The 18,534-nt window shown below is 74.1% G+C and carries 4 protein-coding genes; all 4 read left to right on the forward strand.

From position 1 onward, the window contains the following. A partial coding sequence (locus AB0I21_RS49355; protein ID WP_360571737.1) for an amino acid adenylation domain-containing protein occupies positions 1–3,207 on the forward strand: 3,207 nt, incomplete at its 5' end. Beyond that, the gene (locus AB0I21_RS49360) at positions 3,207–16,673 is read left to right on the forward strand and encodes an amino acid adenylation domain-containing protein (RefSeq protein ID WP_360571739.1); all 13,467 of its coding nucleotides are present in this window, start codon (positions 3,207–3,209) and stop codon (positions 16,671–16,673) included. The genes AB0I21_RS49355 and AB0I21_RS49360, both read left to right, overlap by 1 nt. Positions 16,674–16,864: 191 nt before the next feature. Next, positions 16,865–17,161, forward strand: a complete 297-nt coding sequence (locus AB0I21_RS49365; protein ID WP_360571740.1) for a LysR family transcriptional regulator — start codon at positions 16,865–16,867, stop codon at positions 17,159–17,161. A gap of 324 nt (positions 17,162–17,485) precedes the next feature. Then, positions 17,486–18,523, forward strand: a complete 1,038-nt coding sequence (locus AB0I21_RS49370) for a ParB/RepB/Spo0J family partition protein (protein ID WP_360571742.1) — start codon at positions 17,486–17,488, stop codon at positions 18,521–18,523. Positions 18,524–18,534 lie beyond the last annotated feature (11 nt).

Consider the following 18,534-nt stretch of genomic DNA (forward strand, 5'->3'; position numbering starts at 1 on the left):
GAGCTCACCGGCGACGAGGTGCAGGCGGTCGTCGGTACCGTCGACGGCGGCGCGGCGAACGTCGCCGACATCTACCCGCTCGCCCCGCTGCAGGAGGGCATGCTCTTCCACCACCTCCTGGCGGACGGCGGCGACGACGTCTACGCCGTGCCACGCATCTTCGAACTGCCCGACCGGGCCGGCCTCGACAACTTCGTCGCCGCGCTGCAGCGGGTCGTCGACCGGCACGACATCTTCCGCACCTCCGTCGTGTGGGCCGGGCTGCGCGAGCCGGTGCAGGTCGTGTGGCGGACGGCGGCCCTGCCGGTGACCCAGGTCGACGGGGTCACCGACGCCCAGGAGCTGCTGTCCGTGGTCGGCCTGTCGATGGACCTCGGCCGGGCCCCGCTGATCGACGTGCACGTCGCCGCCCTCGACGGCGGCCGGTGGCTGGCGATGGTCCGCATCCACCACCTGGTGCAGGACCACACGGCGGTCGAGGTGGTCTACAACGAGGTCCGGGCGATCCTGACCGGGCGGACCGGCGAGCTGACCGCGCCCCTGCCGTTCCGCAACTTCGTCGCCCAGGCCCGGTCCGGGCTCGGCACCGAGGAGCACGAGCGGTTCTTCCGCGACCTGCTCGCCGGGGTCGACGAGCCGACCGCCGCCTTCGGCATCAACGCGGTCCGCGGCGACGGATCCGGTGTCACCAGCGGGTTCGGCCGCATGGACGACGCCCTCGGGGTGCGGCTGCGGGAAGTGTCCCGTCGGCTCGGCGCCAGCCCCGCGACCGTCATCCACGTGGCGTTCTCGCGGGTCCTCGCCGTCGTCGCGGCCCGCGAGGACGTGGTCTTCGGCACGCTGCTCTTCGGCCGGATGAACGCCGGCGCCGGCGCCGACCGGGTCCCCGGCCTGTTCATCAACTCCCTGCCGGTGCGGGTGCGGACCGGCGATCTGAACGTGGTCGCCGCCGTCGCCGCGATGCGCGGGCAGCTCGCCGGTCTCCTCGAACACGAGCACGCGCCGTTGGCACTGGCCCAGCGGGCGAGCGGCGTGCCGGCGAAGACGGCACTGTTCAACTCGCTGTTCAACTATCGACACAACACGCTCGACCGGACGGCGCCGGAGACCGACACTGCCGCAGGTGACGACAACGACACGACCGCCGACGTGCGGCAGGTGTACGTCCGGGAGAGGACCAACTACCCGCTGTCCGTGGCCGTCGATGACGACGACGAGAGCTTCGGCCTGCTCGTCGACGCGGTCGCCCCGATCGACCCGGACGCGGTCGTGAGCATGATCTTCACCGCGGTCGCCGGTCTCGTCGAGGCCCTCGAATCGGACCTGAGCGGCGGGTCGACGACCCCGCTGTCGGCGGTGCCGGTCCTCGACGCGGCACACCTCGACCGGGTCCTCGCCGACTGGAACGACACCGCAGCGCCGTTGCGGGCCGACCTCGTCCCGGTGTTGTTCGCCGAGCGGGTGGCGCGGACGCCGGACGCGGTGGCGGTGGTGTGTGACGGCGTGGAGGTGTCCTATGTGGACCTCGATGCCCGCGCGAACCGTCTCGCCCGCTACTTGGCTGGTGCGGGGGTGGGGCCTGACTCTGTCGTCGGCCTGTACCTGCCGCGCGGCATCGACATGGTGGTGGCGCTCCTGGCGGTGTGGAAGGCGGGCGGCGCGTACCTGCCGATCGACCTGGCGTACCCGGCGGAGCGGATCGCGTTCATGCTTGCCGACGCGAAGGCCGCGGTGCTGCTGGGTCTTGAAGACGACCTGGACGAGCTGCCTGCGGGGCGGGTGCGGACCGTCGCGGTCGACGACCCGCGAATCGGCCGGCAGTCGCCGGATCCGCTGAACGTGGCGGTCCTGCCGGATCATCTCGCGTACGTCATCTACACATCCGGCTCGACCGGCACGCCGAAGGGCGTCGCGGTCACCCACGGCGGCCTGACGAACTACGCCCAGTGGGCCGCCGCCGAGTACGGTCCGGCCGGTCAGGGTGCGGTGCTGCACTCCTCCCTGGCGTTCGACCTGACGGTGACGAGCGTGATCGTGCCGCTGATCGCCGGGTCGCGGGTGGTGGCCAGCGTCGACGGCGGTGCCGAGGGCTTGGCGGACGTCGTCAACGGCTCGGGTGGGTTCGACGTGTTGAAGGTCGTCCCCGCGCATCTGCCGATGCTGAGCGAGCTGCTGACCGGCCCGACCGCCAAGGTCCTGGTCGTCGGCGGTGAGGCGCTGACCGCCGGACCGGTCCGGCAATGGCTGGACCTGGCACCCGGCTCGGTCGTCGTGAACGAGTACGGCCCGACCGAGACCGTCGTCGGCTGCTGCGTGTACCGCGTGACGGCGGGTCAGGAACTGGCGGATCAGGTGCCCATCGGCAGGCCGATCGCCAACACCCGCCTGTATGTGCTGGACGAGCGACTCCGGCCGGTGCCGGTCGGGGTGGCCGGTGAGCTGTACATCGGCGGCGCGCAACTGGCCCGCGGCTACGTGGGCCGGGGTGGGCTGACGGCGGCCCGGTTCGTCGCCGACCCGCTCGGTAGCGGTGAGCGCCTGTACCGCACCGGCGACGTCGTGCGCTGGAACGCCGACGGGAACCTGGTCTACCTCGGCCGCGCCGACGAGCAGGTGAAGATCCACGGGTACCGGATCGAACCCGGCGAGATCGAAGCGGTGATCGCCGGTCACTCGGAGGTCGCCCGGGCCGCCGTGATCGCCCGTGAGGACGTCCCCGGCGACCGGCGGCTCGTCGCCTACGTCGTGCCCGACGAGGACGAGGAGCCGGACGCGACCGCGTTGCGGGCCTACGTCGCGGCCCGGCTGCCGGAGTACCTGGTGCCGTCCGCCGTGGTCGTCCTCGACGCGCTGCCGCTGACCACCAACGGCAAGCTCGACCGGCGGGCGCTGCCCGCACCGGAGGCCGCCGCGACCACCGGCGGCGGCCGGTCGCCCGCCAACCCCCGCGAAGAAGCACTCTGCCGGGCGTTCGCCGAGGTGCTCGGCGTCGACCACGTCGGCGTCGACGACGACTTCTTCGACATCGGCGGCAACTCGCTGCTCGCCGTCCGGCTCACCAGCCGCATCCGCTCGCTGCTCGGCGTGGAGGTCACGCTGCGGCTGCTGCTCGACGAACCGACCGTCGCCCGGCTCGCCGCCCGGCTCGAGGACACCACACCAGCCCGGCCGGCGCTGCGGCCGATGCGAACCACGGAGGAATCCTGATGTACCCGTTGTCCTACGCGCAGCGCCGCCTGTGGTTCATCGACCGGCTCGAAGGCCCCAGCGCCACCTACAACATCCCGACCGTGCTGCCGCTGCCCGGTGACATCGACGCCGGCGCGCTCGGCGCCGCGATCCGGGACGTGATCGGCCGGCACGAGGTCCTGCGGACCGTCTTCCCGGTCGTCGGCGGCGAGCCGCAGCAGGAGGTCCTTGGCCTCGACGGCCTCGACTGGCGGCTGCACGTCCACACGGTCGCCCCCGGCGACCTGCCCGCCGCGATCGACCGGGCCGCCGGGCACGTCTTCGACCTCGCGACCGAGGTACCGATCCGGGCGTCGCTGTTCGAGGCCGGGCCGGACGAGCGCGTCCTCGTCCTGGTCGTGCACCACATCGCCAGCGACGGCTGGTCCCGCGGACCGCTGATCAGGGACGTGACCATCGCCTACGAGGCCCGGCTCGGCGGTCACGGCCCGCGGTGGGCGCCGCTGCCGGTCCAGTACGCCGACTACACGCTCTGGCAGCGGGAGCTGCTCGGCAGCGATGACGACCCGGGCAGCCTCGGCAACCGGCAGGTCGCGTACTGGCGGCAGGCGCTCGCCGGCATCCCGGACGAGCTCGCGCTGCCCTTCGACCGGCCCCGGGCCGTCGTCGCCGACCACGCCGGGCACGCCGCCGAGGTGCGGATCCCGGCGGCCGTCCACGCCCGGCTCATCGACGTCGCCCGCGAGCACGACGTCACCGTCTTCATGCTGCTGCAGTCCGCGACCGCGGTCCTGCTGTCCAGGCTCGGCGCCGGCACCGACATCCCGATCGGGGTCGCGGTCGCCGGCCGTACCGACGACGCGCTCAACGACCTGATCGGCTTCTTCGTCAACACGCTCGTGATCCGGACCGACCTCACCGGCGACCCCACCTTCGCGCAGATCCTGGCCCAGGTCCGGGACACCGGGTGGCGGGCGTTCGAACACCAGGACGTGCCGTTCGAGCGGCTCGTCGAGGAGCTCGCCCCGGCCCGCTCGCTGGCCCGGCAGCCGCTGTTCCAGGTGCTGCTCACCGTCGAGGACGCCGAGACCGTCCCCGACACGCCGGACCCGCGGCCGGGTCAGGGCGCCGGTGTCCCGGTCGCGAAGTTCGACCTCGACGTCAGCCTCGGCGAGACGTTCCACGCCGACGGCACCCCGGCCGGCGTGGTCGGCTCGGTGACCGGAGCCGCGGCGCTGTTCGACGCGCAAACCGTCGCGGCGGTCGCGGCCCGGCTCGCCAGGGTCCTCGGCGCCGTCGTCGCCGACCCCGGCCTGCGACTGTCCGAAGTGGACGTGCTCGACGCCGAGGAGCGGCGGCGGGTCCTGGTGGACTGGAACGCGACCGGGTTCACCGCGCCGGAGACCACGCTGCCGGCGCTGTTCGCGGCCCAGGTCGCGCGGACCCCGGACGCGGTGGCGCTGCTGTCCGGTGCCGAGTCGGTCACGTACGCGCAGCTGCACGAGCGGTCGAACCGTGTCGCGAACCGCTTGCGGGGCACCGGCGTCGGCCCGGAGACGGTCGTCGGTGTCCGGATGCGCCGCGGGATCGACCTGCTCGTCGCCGTGCTCGGCATCCTCAAGGCCGGCGGCGCCTACCTGCCCCTCGACCCGGATCTGCCCGACGAGCGGGTCGCATTCATGGTCGCCGACGCCGGCGCGGCCCTCGTGCTGTCCGATGTGGACGGCGACGACGCCACCGACCTCGACGCGGTGCTGCTCCCGTCGCACCCGGCGTACGTCATCTACACGTCGGGCTCGACCGGCACGCCGAAGGGTGTGGTGGTGGAGCATCGTTCGGCGGCGGTGTTGGTGCGGTGGGCGGGGGAGCGGTTCGGTGGTGCGCTGTTCGGGCGGGTGCTGGGTGCGACGTCGCTGAGCTTCGACGTGTCGGTGTTCGAGCTGTTCGGCCCGTTGTGCAGCGGCGGGTCCGTCCGCATCGTCGACGACCTCCTCGCCCTGGCGGACGGGGACGTGGACGACGTTTCACTGATCTGCGCTGTGCCGTCGGCGCTGATGCCGGTCGTCGGGTCGGTGTCCGCGGACATGGTGGTGCTCGCCGGCGAGGGCCTGTCCGCCCCGGTGCTCGGCACCATCGGTGCCGCGGTGCCGGCGGTGGCGAACATCTACGGCCCGACCGAGGCGACGGTGTACGCCACGGCGTGGTTCGACGACGGCGTCAGCCGGCCCGTGCCGCCGATCGGCCGCCCCATCGGCGGAGCCCGCGTGTACGTCCTCGACGACCGCCTGCAGCCCGTCGCGCCCGGCACGGCCGGTGAGCTGTACCTGGGCGGGACGGGCGTGGCCCGCGGCTACCTGAACCGGCCCGGGCTGACCGCCGAACGGTTCGTCGCGGACCCGTTCGGGCCCGGACGGCTGTACCGCACCGGCGACCTGGTCCGGTGGGACGCCGACGGCGACCTGGTCTACCTCGGCCGCACCGACCAGCAGGTGAAGGTCCGCGGGTTCCGGGTCGAGCCGGGCGAGATCGAGGCGGTCCTCGCCGGGCACGCCGACATCACGCAGGCCGTCGTCGTCGCCCGTGACGACCGGCTCGTCGCCTACGCGGCCGGCACCGCGGACAGCGCGGCGCTGCGCAGGCTCGCCGCCGCCCGGCTGCCCGACTACATGGTCCCGGCCGCGGTCATCGTCCTGGACGCGCTGCCGCTCAACGCCAACGGCAAGCTCGACCGCGCGGCCCTGCCCGCCCCCGACTTCAGCGCCGCCGCAGGCGCCGGCCGCGGACCCGCCGACGTCCGCGAGGAGCTGATCTGCCAGGCGTTCGCCGACGTGCTCGGCCTGGAGACCGTCGGCGTCGACGACGACTTCTTCGCCCTCGGCGGGCACTCCCTGCTCGCTGTGCGCCTCGTCGAACGGCTGCGGACCCGCGGGATGGCGGTGTCGGTGCGGGCCCTGTTCCTGACCCCGACCCCGGCCGGGATCGCGGCGGCCGCCGGCGGCGTCACCGTGGCGGTCCCGCCCAACCTGATCCCCGCGGACGCGCGGGCGATCACGCCGGAGATGCTGCCGCTGACCGACCTCACCGAGGCCGAGGTGCGGACGGTCGTGGCCGCGGTGCCGGGCGGCGCCGCCGGCATCGCTGACGTCTACCCGCTCGCCCCGCTGCAGGAAGGCATCTTCTTCCACCACCTCCTCGCCGACGGCGGCCAGGACGCGTACGTGACCCCGTTCGTCCTCGAGTTCGCCGACCGCGCCCGCCTCGACGCGTTCACCGCCGCGCTGCAGCAGGTCGTCGACCGGCACGACGTCTTCCGTACCTCGGTGGTGTGGTCCGGGCTGCGGGAACCGGTCCAGGTCGTGTGGCGGACGGCGACCCTGCCCGTCACCGAGGCCGGCGGCACGACCGGCGCCGAGGACCTGGTGGCGGCGGTCGGGCTGGCGATGGACCTCGGTCGTGCGCCGCTCATCGACGTCCACGCCGCGCAGGTCACCGGCGGGCCGTGGCTGGGCCTGGTGCGCATCCACCACCTCGTCCAGGACCACACCGCCCTCGAGGTCGTCCTCGCCGAGATCGCCGCGGTCCTCGCCGGCCGGGCCGGCAGCCTGCCGGAGCCGCTGCCGTTCCGGGACTTCGTCGCACAGACCCGGGCCGGCCTCGCCGACGGCACCCACGAGGAGTTCTTCCGCCGGCTCCTGGCCGGCGTCGACGCGCCGACCGCCGCGTTCGGGGTGACCGACGTGCACGGCGACGGCGCGGCGGCGGTCCGCACCGGCACGACGGTCGAGCCGGCGCTCGCGGCGCGGCTGCGCCGGGCCGCCCGCGACCTGCGGACCAGCCCGGCGACGGTGCTGCACGTGGCGTGGGCGCGGGTCCTGGCCGCCGTCTCCGGCCGCGATGACGTCGTCTTCGGCACCGTCCTGTTCGGCCGGATGAACGCCGGCGCCGGATCCGACCGGGTGCCCGGGCTGTACATGAACACCCTGCCGGTGCGGGTCCGCACCGGCGACCTCGACGTCCTCGGCGCCGTCACGGCCACGCGGCAGCAGCTCGCCGAGCTGCTCGAGCACGAGCACGCCGCCCTCGCCCTCGCCCAGCGGTCCAGCGCCGTCCCGGCGGACGCGCCCCTGTTCACGACCCTGCTCAACTACCGGCACAACACCGCCGGCGCCACCGGTGACCCGGACGAGGGCGGATTCGCCGGGATCCGGCCCGTGTACTCGCGGGAACGCACCAACTATCCGCTGACGGTGTCGGTCGACGACGACGGCGACGCGCTCGGCTTCGTCGTCGCCGCCGTCGCCCCCATCGACCCGGCCGCCGTGGCCCGCATGCTGCTCACCGCCATCGAAGGGCTGGTGCCGGCCCTCGAGGCGGGCGCGCCGCGCACCCCGCTGCCGGCCGTGCCGGTCCTCGACGCGGCCGAACTGGACCGGGTGCTGGTCCAGTGGAACGACACCGCGGCCGACGTGCCGTCCGGGACCGTGCCGGACCTGTTCGCCGCGCAGGCGAGCCTGACGCCGGACGCGCCGGCGGTGGAGTTCGAGGACACGGTGCTCACCTACCGGGAGCTGTCCGCCCGGTCCGACCGGATCGCCCACCGGCTCGCCGCCCTCGGGGTCGGCGCCGAGTCGGTGGTCGCGGTCCACCTGGACCGTGGCGCCGACACCGTCGCCGCGGTGCTCGGCGTGTGGAAGGCCGGCGCCGCGTACCTGCCGGTCGACCCCGAGCTGCCGGCCGAGCGGATCGCGTTCATGCTCGCCGACGCGGGCGCCGCGTGCGTCATCACCGGCGGACCGGCGACCGGTCTGGGCGTCCCGGTCGTCGACGTCCGCGACCCGGCGGGCGCGGCCGGCGACACGATCAGCAGGACAGTGCTGCCGGACCAGGCGGCGTACGTCATGTACACGTCCGGGTCGACCGGCGTGCCGAAGGGCGTCGTCGTCACCCACGCCGGGATCGTGAACCGGCTGGCGTGGCTGCGGACCCAGATCCCCCTCGCGGCCGGGGACCGGCTGCTGCACAAGACCCCGCCCGGGTTCGACGTCTCGGTGTGGGAGCTGTTCCTGCCGCTGGTGCAGGGCGCGGTCACGGTCGTCGCCCGGCCCGGCGGCCACCGCGACCCGGCCTACGTCGCCGAGCTGATCCGCGAGCGGGCCATCGACACCGTCCACTTCGTCCCGTCCCTGCTGGAGGCGTTCCTGGCGCTGCCGGAGGCCGCGGCGTGCACCGTCCTGCGGCGGATCGTGTGCTCCGGTGAGGCGCTCACGGCGCGGCTGCGGGACCGGAGCCTCGCTGTGCTGCCCGGGGTCGCGCTGTTCAACCTGTACGGCCCGGCGGAGGCGCCGACCGAGGCCGGATGCGAGGTCCCGGCCGGCGGCGCCGACGTCCCGATCGGCCGGCCGGTCGCCAACACCCGGGCGTTCGTGCTCGACGAGCGGCTCGCGCCGGTCCCGGTCGGGGTCGCCGGCGAGCTGTACGTCGCCGGCGCCCAGCTCGCCCGCGGCTACGCCGGCCGGGCCGGGCTGACCGCCGAACGGTTCGTCGCCGACCCGTTCGACACCGGCGGGCGGCTCTACCGGACCGGCGACGTGGTGCGCCGCGACGCCGGCGGCGACCTGGTGTATCTCGGCCGCGCCGACGACCAGGTGAAGATCCGCGGGGTCCGGGTCGAGCCGGCCGAGGTCGAGGCGGTGCTCGCCGCGCACCCGCTGGTCGCCCGGGCCGCCGTCGTCGCGAGGGAGGACACCGCCGGCGACCGGCGCCTCGTCGCGTACGTCGTCGGGACCGCCGACAGCGCGAGCCTGCGCGCGTACGCCCGCGGCCGGCTGCCGGAGGCCATGGTGCCGTCGACGGTCGTGGTCCTCGACGAGCTGCCGCTGTCGGTCAACGGCAAGCTCGACCGTGGGGCACTGCCCGCTCCGGACCTCACGACCGGGGCCGGGCGCGCCCCGGCGAACGCCCGCGAGGAGCTGCTGTGCCTGGCGTTCGCCGACGTGCTCGGCGTCGACGGGGTCGGCGTCGACGACGACTTCTTCGCCCTCGGCGGGCATTCGCTGCTCGCCGTCCGGCTCGTCAGCCGGATCCGGGCCACACTCGGCGTCGAGGTGTCGCTGCGCAGCCTGTTCGAGGCGCCGACCCCGGCCGGCCTCGCGGCCCGGATCGCGGGTGCCGGCGTCGCCCGGCCCGCGCTGGAGCCGGCGCGGCGCCCGGCGCGGCTGCCGCTGTCGTTCACGCAGCAGCGGCTGTGGTTCATCGGGCAGCTGGAAGGCCCCAGCGCCACCTACAACCGGCCGGTCGTCCTGCGGCTGTCCGGCAGCATCGACCGCGCCGCCCTCGACGCGGCGTGGCGGGACGTGATCGGCCGGCACGAGGTGCTGCGCACGGTCTTCCCGACCGAGGACGGGCAGCCGTTCCAGCACATTGTCGACGTCGCCGACCTCGACTGGCGGCTGCAGGCCGCGGACGTGACGGCACAGGAGCTGCGCGCCCGGGTCGCGGCGGCGGCGGACCACGCGTTCGACCTGGCCACCGAGATCCCGATCCGGGCGTGGCTGTTCACCGCCCCCGGCGAGCAGGTCCTCGTCGTCGTCGTGCACCACATCGCCAGCGACGGCTGGTCCACCAAGCCGCTCGCCGACGACCTGTCCACGGCGTACGCGGCCCGCCTGCACGGCCGGGCGCCGGTGTGGCAGCCGCTGCCGGTGCAGTACGCGGACTACACGCTGTGGCAGCGGACCCTGCTCGGCGACGACGAGGACCCGGACAGCCTGATCTCCCGGCAGGTCGCCTACTGGCGGCAGGCGCTCGCCGGCGCCCCCGGGGAGCTGGCGCTGCCGGTGGACCGGCCCCGCCCGGCGGTCTCGCAGCACCTCGGGCACACCGTGCCGGTGCACATCCCGGCCGGCGTGCACACCCGCGTCCGCGCCGTCGCCCGCGAGCAGGGCGTGACGGTCTTCATGCTGCTGCAGGCCGCGCTCGCCGTGACGGTCGCCAAGCTCGGCGCCGGCACCGACATCCCGATCGGTTCGGCGATCGCCGGACGCACCGACGAAGCCCTCGACGACCTCGTCGGTTCCTTCGTCAACACGCTCGTCATCCGCACCGACGTGTCCGGCGACCCGACGTTCGCGGAGCTGCTCGCCCGGGTGCGGGAGACCAGCCTCGCCGGGTTCGAGCACCAGGACGTGCCGTTCGAGCGGCTCGTCGAGGAGCTCGCCCCGTCGCGCTCCCTCGCCCGGCACCCGCTCTTCCAGGTGCTGCTGACGATGCAGAACAACGCCGCCGCGGAGCTGGACCTGACGGGCGTGAGCGCCGGGCAGGTGGCGGCGCAGTGGGCGACCGCGGCACCCGCCCCGGCGGGTGAACCGGCCGACGGGCCGGAGACGGTGGCGCCGGTGGTGACGGCGGCCAAGTTTGACATCGACGTCATCGTCGGTGAGGTCTTCGACCCGGACGGGTCGCCGGCCGGCATCCGCGGCGGACTGACCGGCTCCGTCGACCTGTTCGACGCCACGACCGTCGCCGGGTTCGCCGATCGGTGGGCGCGGGTCCTGGCCGCGGTCACCGCCGACCCGGACCTGCCGGTCTCGGCCGTCGACGTGCTCGCCGCCGGCGAGCGGCACCGGCTCCTCGTCCAGTGGAACGACACGCGCACGGCGCTGCCGGACCTGGCGGTCCCGGCGATGATCGCCGCGCAGGCGGCCAGAACCCCCGGCGCCGCCGCCATCGTGAGCGACGAGGCCGGGATCACCTACGCGGAGCTGGAAGGCCGGGCGAACCGCCTCGCCAGGTTCCTGACCGGGCTGGGGGTCGGCGCCGAGTCCGTGGTCGGCCTGTGCCTGCCGCGCGGGCTGGACATGATCGTGGCCCTCCTCGCCGTGTGGAAGGCCGGCGGCGCGTACCTGCCGCTGGACCCCACCCACCCGCCGGCCCGGCTGTCGTTCATGCTCGCCGACGCCCGCGCCGCCGTCGTGCTCGGCACCGAGGACCTCCTCGACGAGCTGCCGGCCGGCCGGATCCGCACGGTCGCGCTCGACGACCCGCGGATCGCCGCCCGGCTGGCCGCGACGTCCGGTGAACCCCTGGACGTCCGCGTCCTGCCGGGCCACCTGGCCTACGTCATCTACACGTCCGGCTCGACCGGCACCCCGAAGGGCGCCGGCATCACCCACGGCGCCCTGGCCAACTACGTGGCCGACGTGCCCTCCCGCGTCGGGCTGGCCGGCCCGGGCCGCTACGGCGTGCTGCAGGGGCAGGTCACCGACCTCGGCAACACCGTCGTGTTCGGGGCGCTCGCCACCGGCGGGACGCTCGTGGTCGCGCCGGAGACGGTTGTCACCGACCCGGCCGGGATGGCCGTGTTCCTCGACACGCGACGGGTCGACGCGCTGAAGGTGGTGCCGTCGCACCTGGCGGCGCTCGGCGCCGGGCCGGACGGGCTCGCCGGCGTCCTGCCCGGCCGCGGCGTGGTGCTCGGCGGCGAGGCGGCACCGGCGGGCCTGATCCGCGACCTCCTCGCCACGGACCGGGCCGTCCACAACCACTACGGGCCGACCGAGACGACGATCGGCGTGCTGACCGCCCGGCTGGACCAGCACACCGTGCGCGACGGGGTGGCGCCGATCGGCCGGCCGGTCGCCAACACCCGCGTCTACGTCCTCGACGACCGCCTCACCCCGGTCCCGGCCGGCGTCGCGGGCGAGCTGTACGTCGCCGGCGCGCAGCTGGCCCGCGGCTACGTCGGGCGGGCCGGGCTGACCGCGGGCCGGTTCGTCGCGGACCCGTTCGGCGCCGGCGAGCGGCTGTACCGCACCGGCGACGTCGTGCGCTGGAACCCCGACGGGCACCTGCTGTACCTGGGCCGCGTCGACGAGCAGGTGAAGATCCGCGGCTACCGGATCGAACCCGGCGAGATCGAGGCGGTGCTGACCACGCACCGGCAGGTGGCCTGGGCGGCCGTCGTCGCCCGCGAGGACACCGCGGGCGAACGCCGCCTCGTCGCCTACGTCGTGCCCGACGACGAGGACGACCTGAAGGACCCCGCGCTGCCGGCCACCGTGCGGCAGTACGCCGCCGGCCGCCTGCCAGACCATCTCGTCCCGGCGGCCGTGGTGGTCCTCGCCGCCCTGCCGCTGACCGGTAACGGCAAGCTCGACCGCCGGGCCCTGCCCGCGCCCGGTTTCGCGACCACCGCCGGCACCGGCCGGGGCCCGGCCGACGCCCGCGAGGAGCTGCTCTGCCAGGCGTTCGCGCAGATCCTCGGCCTGGACTCGGTCGGCGTCGACGACGACTTCTTCGACCTCGGCGGGCACTCGCTGCTGGCCGTGCGGCTGGTCAGCCGGATCCGGACGCTGCTCGGCACCGAGGTCGACATCCGCGCCCTGTTCGAGGCGCCGACCCCGGCCGGCCTCGCCGCGCGGCTGTCGACGGCACGGGCCGCGCGCCCGCCGCTCATCCCGCAGCCGCGCCCGGACCGGATCCCGCTGTCCTACGGCCAGCGCCGGCTGTGGATCATCGACCAGCTGGAGGGCCCCAGCCCGACCTACAACATCCCGGTCGCGGTCGGGATGCCCGGCCCCGTCGACCGGCCGGCGCTCGCCGCGGCGCTGCGTGACGTGCTGGGCCGGCACGAGGTGCTGCGCACGGTGTTCCCGTCCGCGGACGGCGAGCCGTTCCAGCGCATCGTCGACCTCGCCGACCTGCGGTGGGAGCTCGAGGTCGTCGAGGTGACGGAGGAGGAGCTGCCGGCCGCCGTCGAGCGGGCCCGCCAGCACGTGTTCGACCTGGCCACCGACGTGCCGATCCGGGCGTGGCTGTGCACCGCCGGGCCCGACACCGACGTCCTCGTCGTCGTGGTGCACCACATCGCCGGTGACGGCTGGTCGTGGACCCCGCTCGGCAACGACGTCGACGTCGCCTACACCGCCCGGCGGGCCGGCGTCGCTCCACAGTGGACGCCGCTGCCCGTGCAGTACGGCGACTACGCGCTCTGGCAACGGCAGCTGCTCGGCGACGACCGGGACCCGGACAGCCTGATCTCGCGGCAGGTCGCGCACTGGCGGCAGGCCCTCGCCGGGCTGCCGGAGGAGCTGGCCCTGCCGTTCGACCGGCCCCGGCCGGCGGTCATCGGCCACCGCGGCACCCGCACGGCGGTCGAGGTCCCCGCCGACGTGCACGCCCGGCTCCTCGCCGTCGCCCGCGAGCAGGGCGTCACCATGTTCATGCTGCTCCAGGCGGCGCTGGCGGCACTGCTGTCGAAGCTCGGCGCTGGCCAGGACGTCCCGATCGGTTCGGCGGTCGCCGGCCGCACCGACGAAGCCCTCGACAACCTCGTCGGCTACTTCGTCAACACGTTCGTGATGCGCACGGACCTCACCGGCGACCCGACCTTCGCCGAGCTGCTCGCCCGGGTGCGGGAGACGGCGCTGTCGGCGTTCGAGCACCCCGACGTGCCGTTCGAACGCCTCGTGGAGGAGCTGGCCCCGGCCCGGTCCCTGGCCCGGCACCCGCTCTTCCAGGTGATGCTGCTGCTGCAGGACCCGGCCACGGCGGGCGACGGCCCGCCCGCGGCCGGACCCGAGCCGCAGGAGGGCGCGGCGACGGCGAAGTTCGACCTCGACTTCAGCATCGGCGAGCTCTACGACGCCGCGGGCGCACCGGCCGGCATGGTCGGCGGGCTGGTCGCCGCGACCGACCTGTTCGAGACCGCGACGGCGCAGCGGATCGTCGAGCGCTGGGTCCGGCTGCTCGCCGCGGTGAGCGCCGATCCGCTGCTGCGCCTCAGCGAGGTCGAGGTGCTGTCCGGCGACGAGCGCGCGACGGTCCTCGGCGCCTGGAACGACACGGCCGCCGCCGTGCCGGACACGACGGTCGTCGGCATGTTCGAGGCCCAGGCCGCCCGCACTCCCCAGGCGGTCGCCGTCATCCGCGGCGACACGGAGGTGACCTACGCGGAGCTCGACGACCGCGCCAACCGCCTCGCCCGCCTGCTGATCGGCCGGGGCGTCGGGCCGGAGTCGATCGTCGCGGTCGTCCTGGAACGCGACGTCGACCTGCTCGTCGCGCTGCTCGCGGTGCTCAAGGCGGGTGCCGCGTACCTGCCGATCGACCCGGCCTACCCAGCGGGGCGGACCGCGTTCGTCCTCGCGGACTCCGGCGCGGTGTGCCTCGTCAGCGACGGCGGCCTCCTCGACCGGCTCGAGGAGTTCGAGGTGCGGGTCGGCGGGCACGACATCGTGCCGGTCGTGCTGCTCGACGACCCCGGCGTCGCCGGTGAGCTCGCCGCGCTGCCGGGCGCCCCGGTCGAGGAGGGTGAGCGGCGCGGTGCCCTGCTGCCCGAGCACCCGATCTGGGTCATCTACACCTCAGGCTCCACCGGCCGCCCGAAGGGCGTCCTCGTCGGGCACCGGGCCGTCGTCAACTTCCTGGAGTCGATGCGGCAGCGGTTCGCGTTCGGGCCCGGCGACCGGCTCCTCGCGGTCAGCACGGTCGGCTGCGACATGGCGGGGCTGGAATTCTACCTGCCGCTCGTCTGCGGGGTGCCGATGATCCTCGCCTCGCAGGAGCAGGTGCTCGACCCGTGGGCGCTGCGGGACCTGATCCGGTCCCGGGAGGCGACGGTCGTGCACGCCACCCCGAGCCTGTGGCGCGGCCTCGTCGCCGACGCCGACGACCGGGTCGACTGGTCCAAGGTTCGGGTGTACGTCGGTGCCGAGGCGCTACCGGACGACCTGGCACGCACGCTGCTGGAGCGGACCCCGGCGCTGACCAACCTGTACGGGCCGACGGAGACCACCGTCTGGTCCACCGCGCGGCACACGACCGCCGGCGCCGCGGACCTGACGTCGATCGGCGGGCCCATCGCCAACACGCAGGTGTACGTCCTGGACGACGCGCTCAACCCGGTCGCGCCGGGCGTGCGCGGCGAGCTGTACATCGCCGGGGACGGCCTGGCCCGGGGCTACCTCGGCCGCCCGGGACTGTCGGCCGGCCGGTTCGTCGCGTGCCCGTTCGGCGGCGGCGGGCAGCGGATGTACCGCACCGGCGACGTCGTGCGGTGGAGCGACGAGGGCGACCTCGCGTTCCTCGGCCGCGCCGACGACCAGGTGAAGATCCGCGGGTTCCGGGTCGAGCTCGGCGAGGTCGAGGCGGTGGTCGCCGCCCACCCGCGGGTCGCGCAGGCGACCGTGATCGCGCGGGAGGACGACCCGGGCGACCGGAGGCTCGTCGCCTACGTCGTCCCCGCCGACGCGTCAGCCTCGTCGGCCTCGTCAGGGGAGTCCGTCGACGACGAGCTGCCCGGCCAGGTGCGGGCGTTCACCGCGCAGCGCCTGCCCGCCTACATGGTGCCGTCGGCCGTGGTGGCGCTGCCGGTGCTGCCGCTGATGCCCAACGGGAAGCTGGACCGCAAGGCGCTGCCGGTGCCCGGCCCGGTGACCGCCGCGGTCGACGACGACATCCAGGTGACCGCGCTGGAGCGGCACATCCGCGAGGTGTTCGCCGAGGTGCTCGGCGTGGAGACGGTCGGCGACGAGGACGACTTCTTCGCGCTCGGCGGGCACTCGCTGCTGGCGGTCCGGGCGGTGGCGCGGCTGAAGGACCGGGGCCTGTCGTTCGCGGTGCGGGACATCTTCGCCGCCCCGACGGTGAAGGGCCTGCTGGGCCGCGCGGGCCTGTCGTCCCTGCGGGACGTGCTCGGGGTCCTCATGCCGATCCGGGAGGACGGCGACCAGCCCGCGATCTTCTGCGTGCACCCGGCGGGCGGCCTCGGCTGGTGCTACCTGCCGATGGCGGGGGCCGTGCCGCGCGACATCCCCCTGTACGCACTGCAGGCCCGCGGCCTGGACGGTGCCGCCCCGTTCGCCGCCTCGCTGGGCGAGATGGCGCAGGACTACATCGACCAGCTGCGGACGGTCCAGCCGGCCGGGCCGTACCGGCTGATGGGCTGGTCGTCCGGCGGGCGGGTGGCCCACGAGATCGCGGTGCGGCTGCAGGCTGCCGGGGAGGAGGTGTCGGCGTTGATCCTGCTCGACGTGTACCCGCCGCGCCCCGAGCCGGAGCACGGGCCGCTGGACGGCGAGGCGGCCGGTGGAAGTTCCACGGACCTCGAGGAGCCGGCGCCGCCGGACCCGGAGGCCGAGCTGCTCGCGCTGCGTGACTGGGTCCGCGGGATGGCGGGCCCGCTCGGCGGCCTGTCCGACGAGGACTGCGTGCACTTCGCGCACTGCTTCCTGAACAACCAGAGGATCTCCGCCGAGCACACCTACGGCCGGTTCGAGGGCGACGTGATGGTGCTCGTCGCCGGGGCGGACCGTCCGGCGGACGCCCGGTCGGCTCAGGACTGGCAGCGCTACGTGAGCGGCGCGGTCCGGGAGGCGGAGATCGACTGCCGGCACAGCCAGATGGTCGAGCCGCGGTGGCTCGGCGAGGTCTGGTCGGCCGTCGAGGAATACGTCCAGGGCGGCGAACGGATCGGCGACCAATGATGTATCGGCATACACTCACCCGGTCGGTTTTGGCCAGACTTGATCGACGGCGCCGGTTACGCAACGAATGCCCGCTTACTTCCTCGGAGTACGAGAAGGGCATTGACAACGTACTGAAATGTCGCGATCGTTGCCCCGGTAGACGGCCTTCTGCACGGGGTGGGAGGCCGTCCGCAACGGGGAGGCGTTGGATGCACGAGCGTGAACTTCGAGCTTTCACCTCAATCGCCCGGACCGGCCGCATCGATCTCGCGGCCAAAGCGCTCGGCTATTCGCAGCCCGCACTCAGCTATCAGCTCCGGCAGTTGGAGACCACGCTCGGCGCGACACTGTTCACGCGGGACTCCACCGGGGCGAAACTGACCGTGACCGGGCAGGTGTTACTGCCGACGGCGCAGGCGGCGCTCGCGCTGATCGAGAGCATGAAGCAGACCGCGGGCGCGGTCGACCGCCATGCCGGTGGGCGGCGCAACGACAAGAAGCGGTAGCCGCCGCAGCGCTCACCGACCGCGGTGCGCAACTGTGCGAGTTGACAGTTGCGCGCCGCGGTTTTCTCTGTTCGCGGGTGTTCAACTGTGCCCTTGCATCAGTTGAGCGGGCATTCCGGTCGTCGCGGGGCGTATACATGCCGCGACCCTGTGTGTCGATACCCCATTCGAGTGATTAGCAGACCGTACGGCCCCGCACAACCCAACATCAGGTTTGTCGATGTAGCCATGCAATCCCGTGGATGCGGTGGATACCGTTCCTGACGCATCGTCCAGTACAAGGAGGGCGGGCACGGGGGAGTGATGTTGGAACAGTCGAGCAATGTGGTGCCCAGGCTCGAGCGGCCAACGCTGCGGGGCACGGAATCCGTCGGTGGGAAACATCTGGACCTGTTGGTCGGCGGGGCGTCCCCGACCCAGTTCGTCCCCATCGACTCGTTACAACCGGCGGACTCGCCACGGCTCAACGGCGAGGACGTCGAACACATCCAGATGCTGGCCGGCGTGGAGACGAAGCTCCCGCCGATCCTGGTCCACCGGCAGAGCATGCGGGTCATCGACGGCATGCACCGGCTGCGGGCCGCCCAGCTACGCAATGACGAGCACATCGAAGTGCAGTTCTTCGACGGTTCGGAGCAGGAGGCGTTCGTCCTCGGCGTGAAGGCGAACGTGACGCACGGCCGGCCGCTGTCGCTGTCGGACCGCACCACCGCCGCCGAACGCATCATGATCATGCATCCGGCCTGGTCGGACCGGGCCATCGCGACCTCCGCCGGGCTCGGCGTCCGGTCGGTGGCAAACCTGCGGCGCCGGCTGCGGGACGAGATCGACGAGCTCGGCGAGGTGCAGGCCCGCACCGGCCTCGACGGGCGGGTCCGGCCGCTGGACAGCGCCGACAGCCGCCTGAAGGCGGCGGACTTCATCAAGAAGCACCCCGACGCGTCGCTGCGGGTCGTCGCGCGCAGCGTCGGACTCTCCGCGGCGACCGTGCGCGACGTCCGCCAGCGGGTCGAGCGCGGCGAGAGCCCGGTGCCGTCCAGCCGGGTCCGCCGGCAGGGCGGCGGCCAGGGCGAGGGGCACGGCGGCGGTCCCGGCCGGGACGGCGTGCCCGGCGACCTGATCGCCATCGAAGCGCTGGTCCACGGGCTGAAGGCCGACCCGTCGCTGCGGCTGACCGACTCCGGCCGCCGGCTGCTGCGCTGGGTCCTGACGAAGGTGCTCGTCCCCGAGGAATGGCAGGAGGTCAGCGACGGCCTGCCGCCGCACGCGGCCTACGTGCTGAGCAACGTCGCCCGCCGCTGCGCGACCGAATGGCAGCGGGTCGCCGACGACCTGGAACAACGCACCCGAAACATGGCCTGAGACGGACCCCT

The sequence above is a fragment of the Dactylosporangium sp. NPDC050588 genome, from assembly GCF_040654975.1.
Lineage (GTDB): Bacteria > Actinomycetota > Actinomycetes > Mycobacteriales > Micromonosporaceae > Dactylosporangium > Dactylosporangium maewongense.

Coding starts and splice junctions, on each gene's coding strand:
- AB0I21_RS49360 (WP_360571739.1), top strand. CDS start 3,207: ATGTACCCGTTGTCCTACGCGCAGCGCCGCCTGTGGTTCATCGACCGG.
- AB0I21_RS49365 (WP_360571740.1), top strand. CDS start 16,865: ATGCACGAGCGTGAACTTCGAGCTTTCACCTCAATCGCCCGGACCGGC.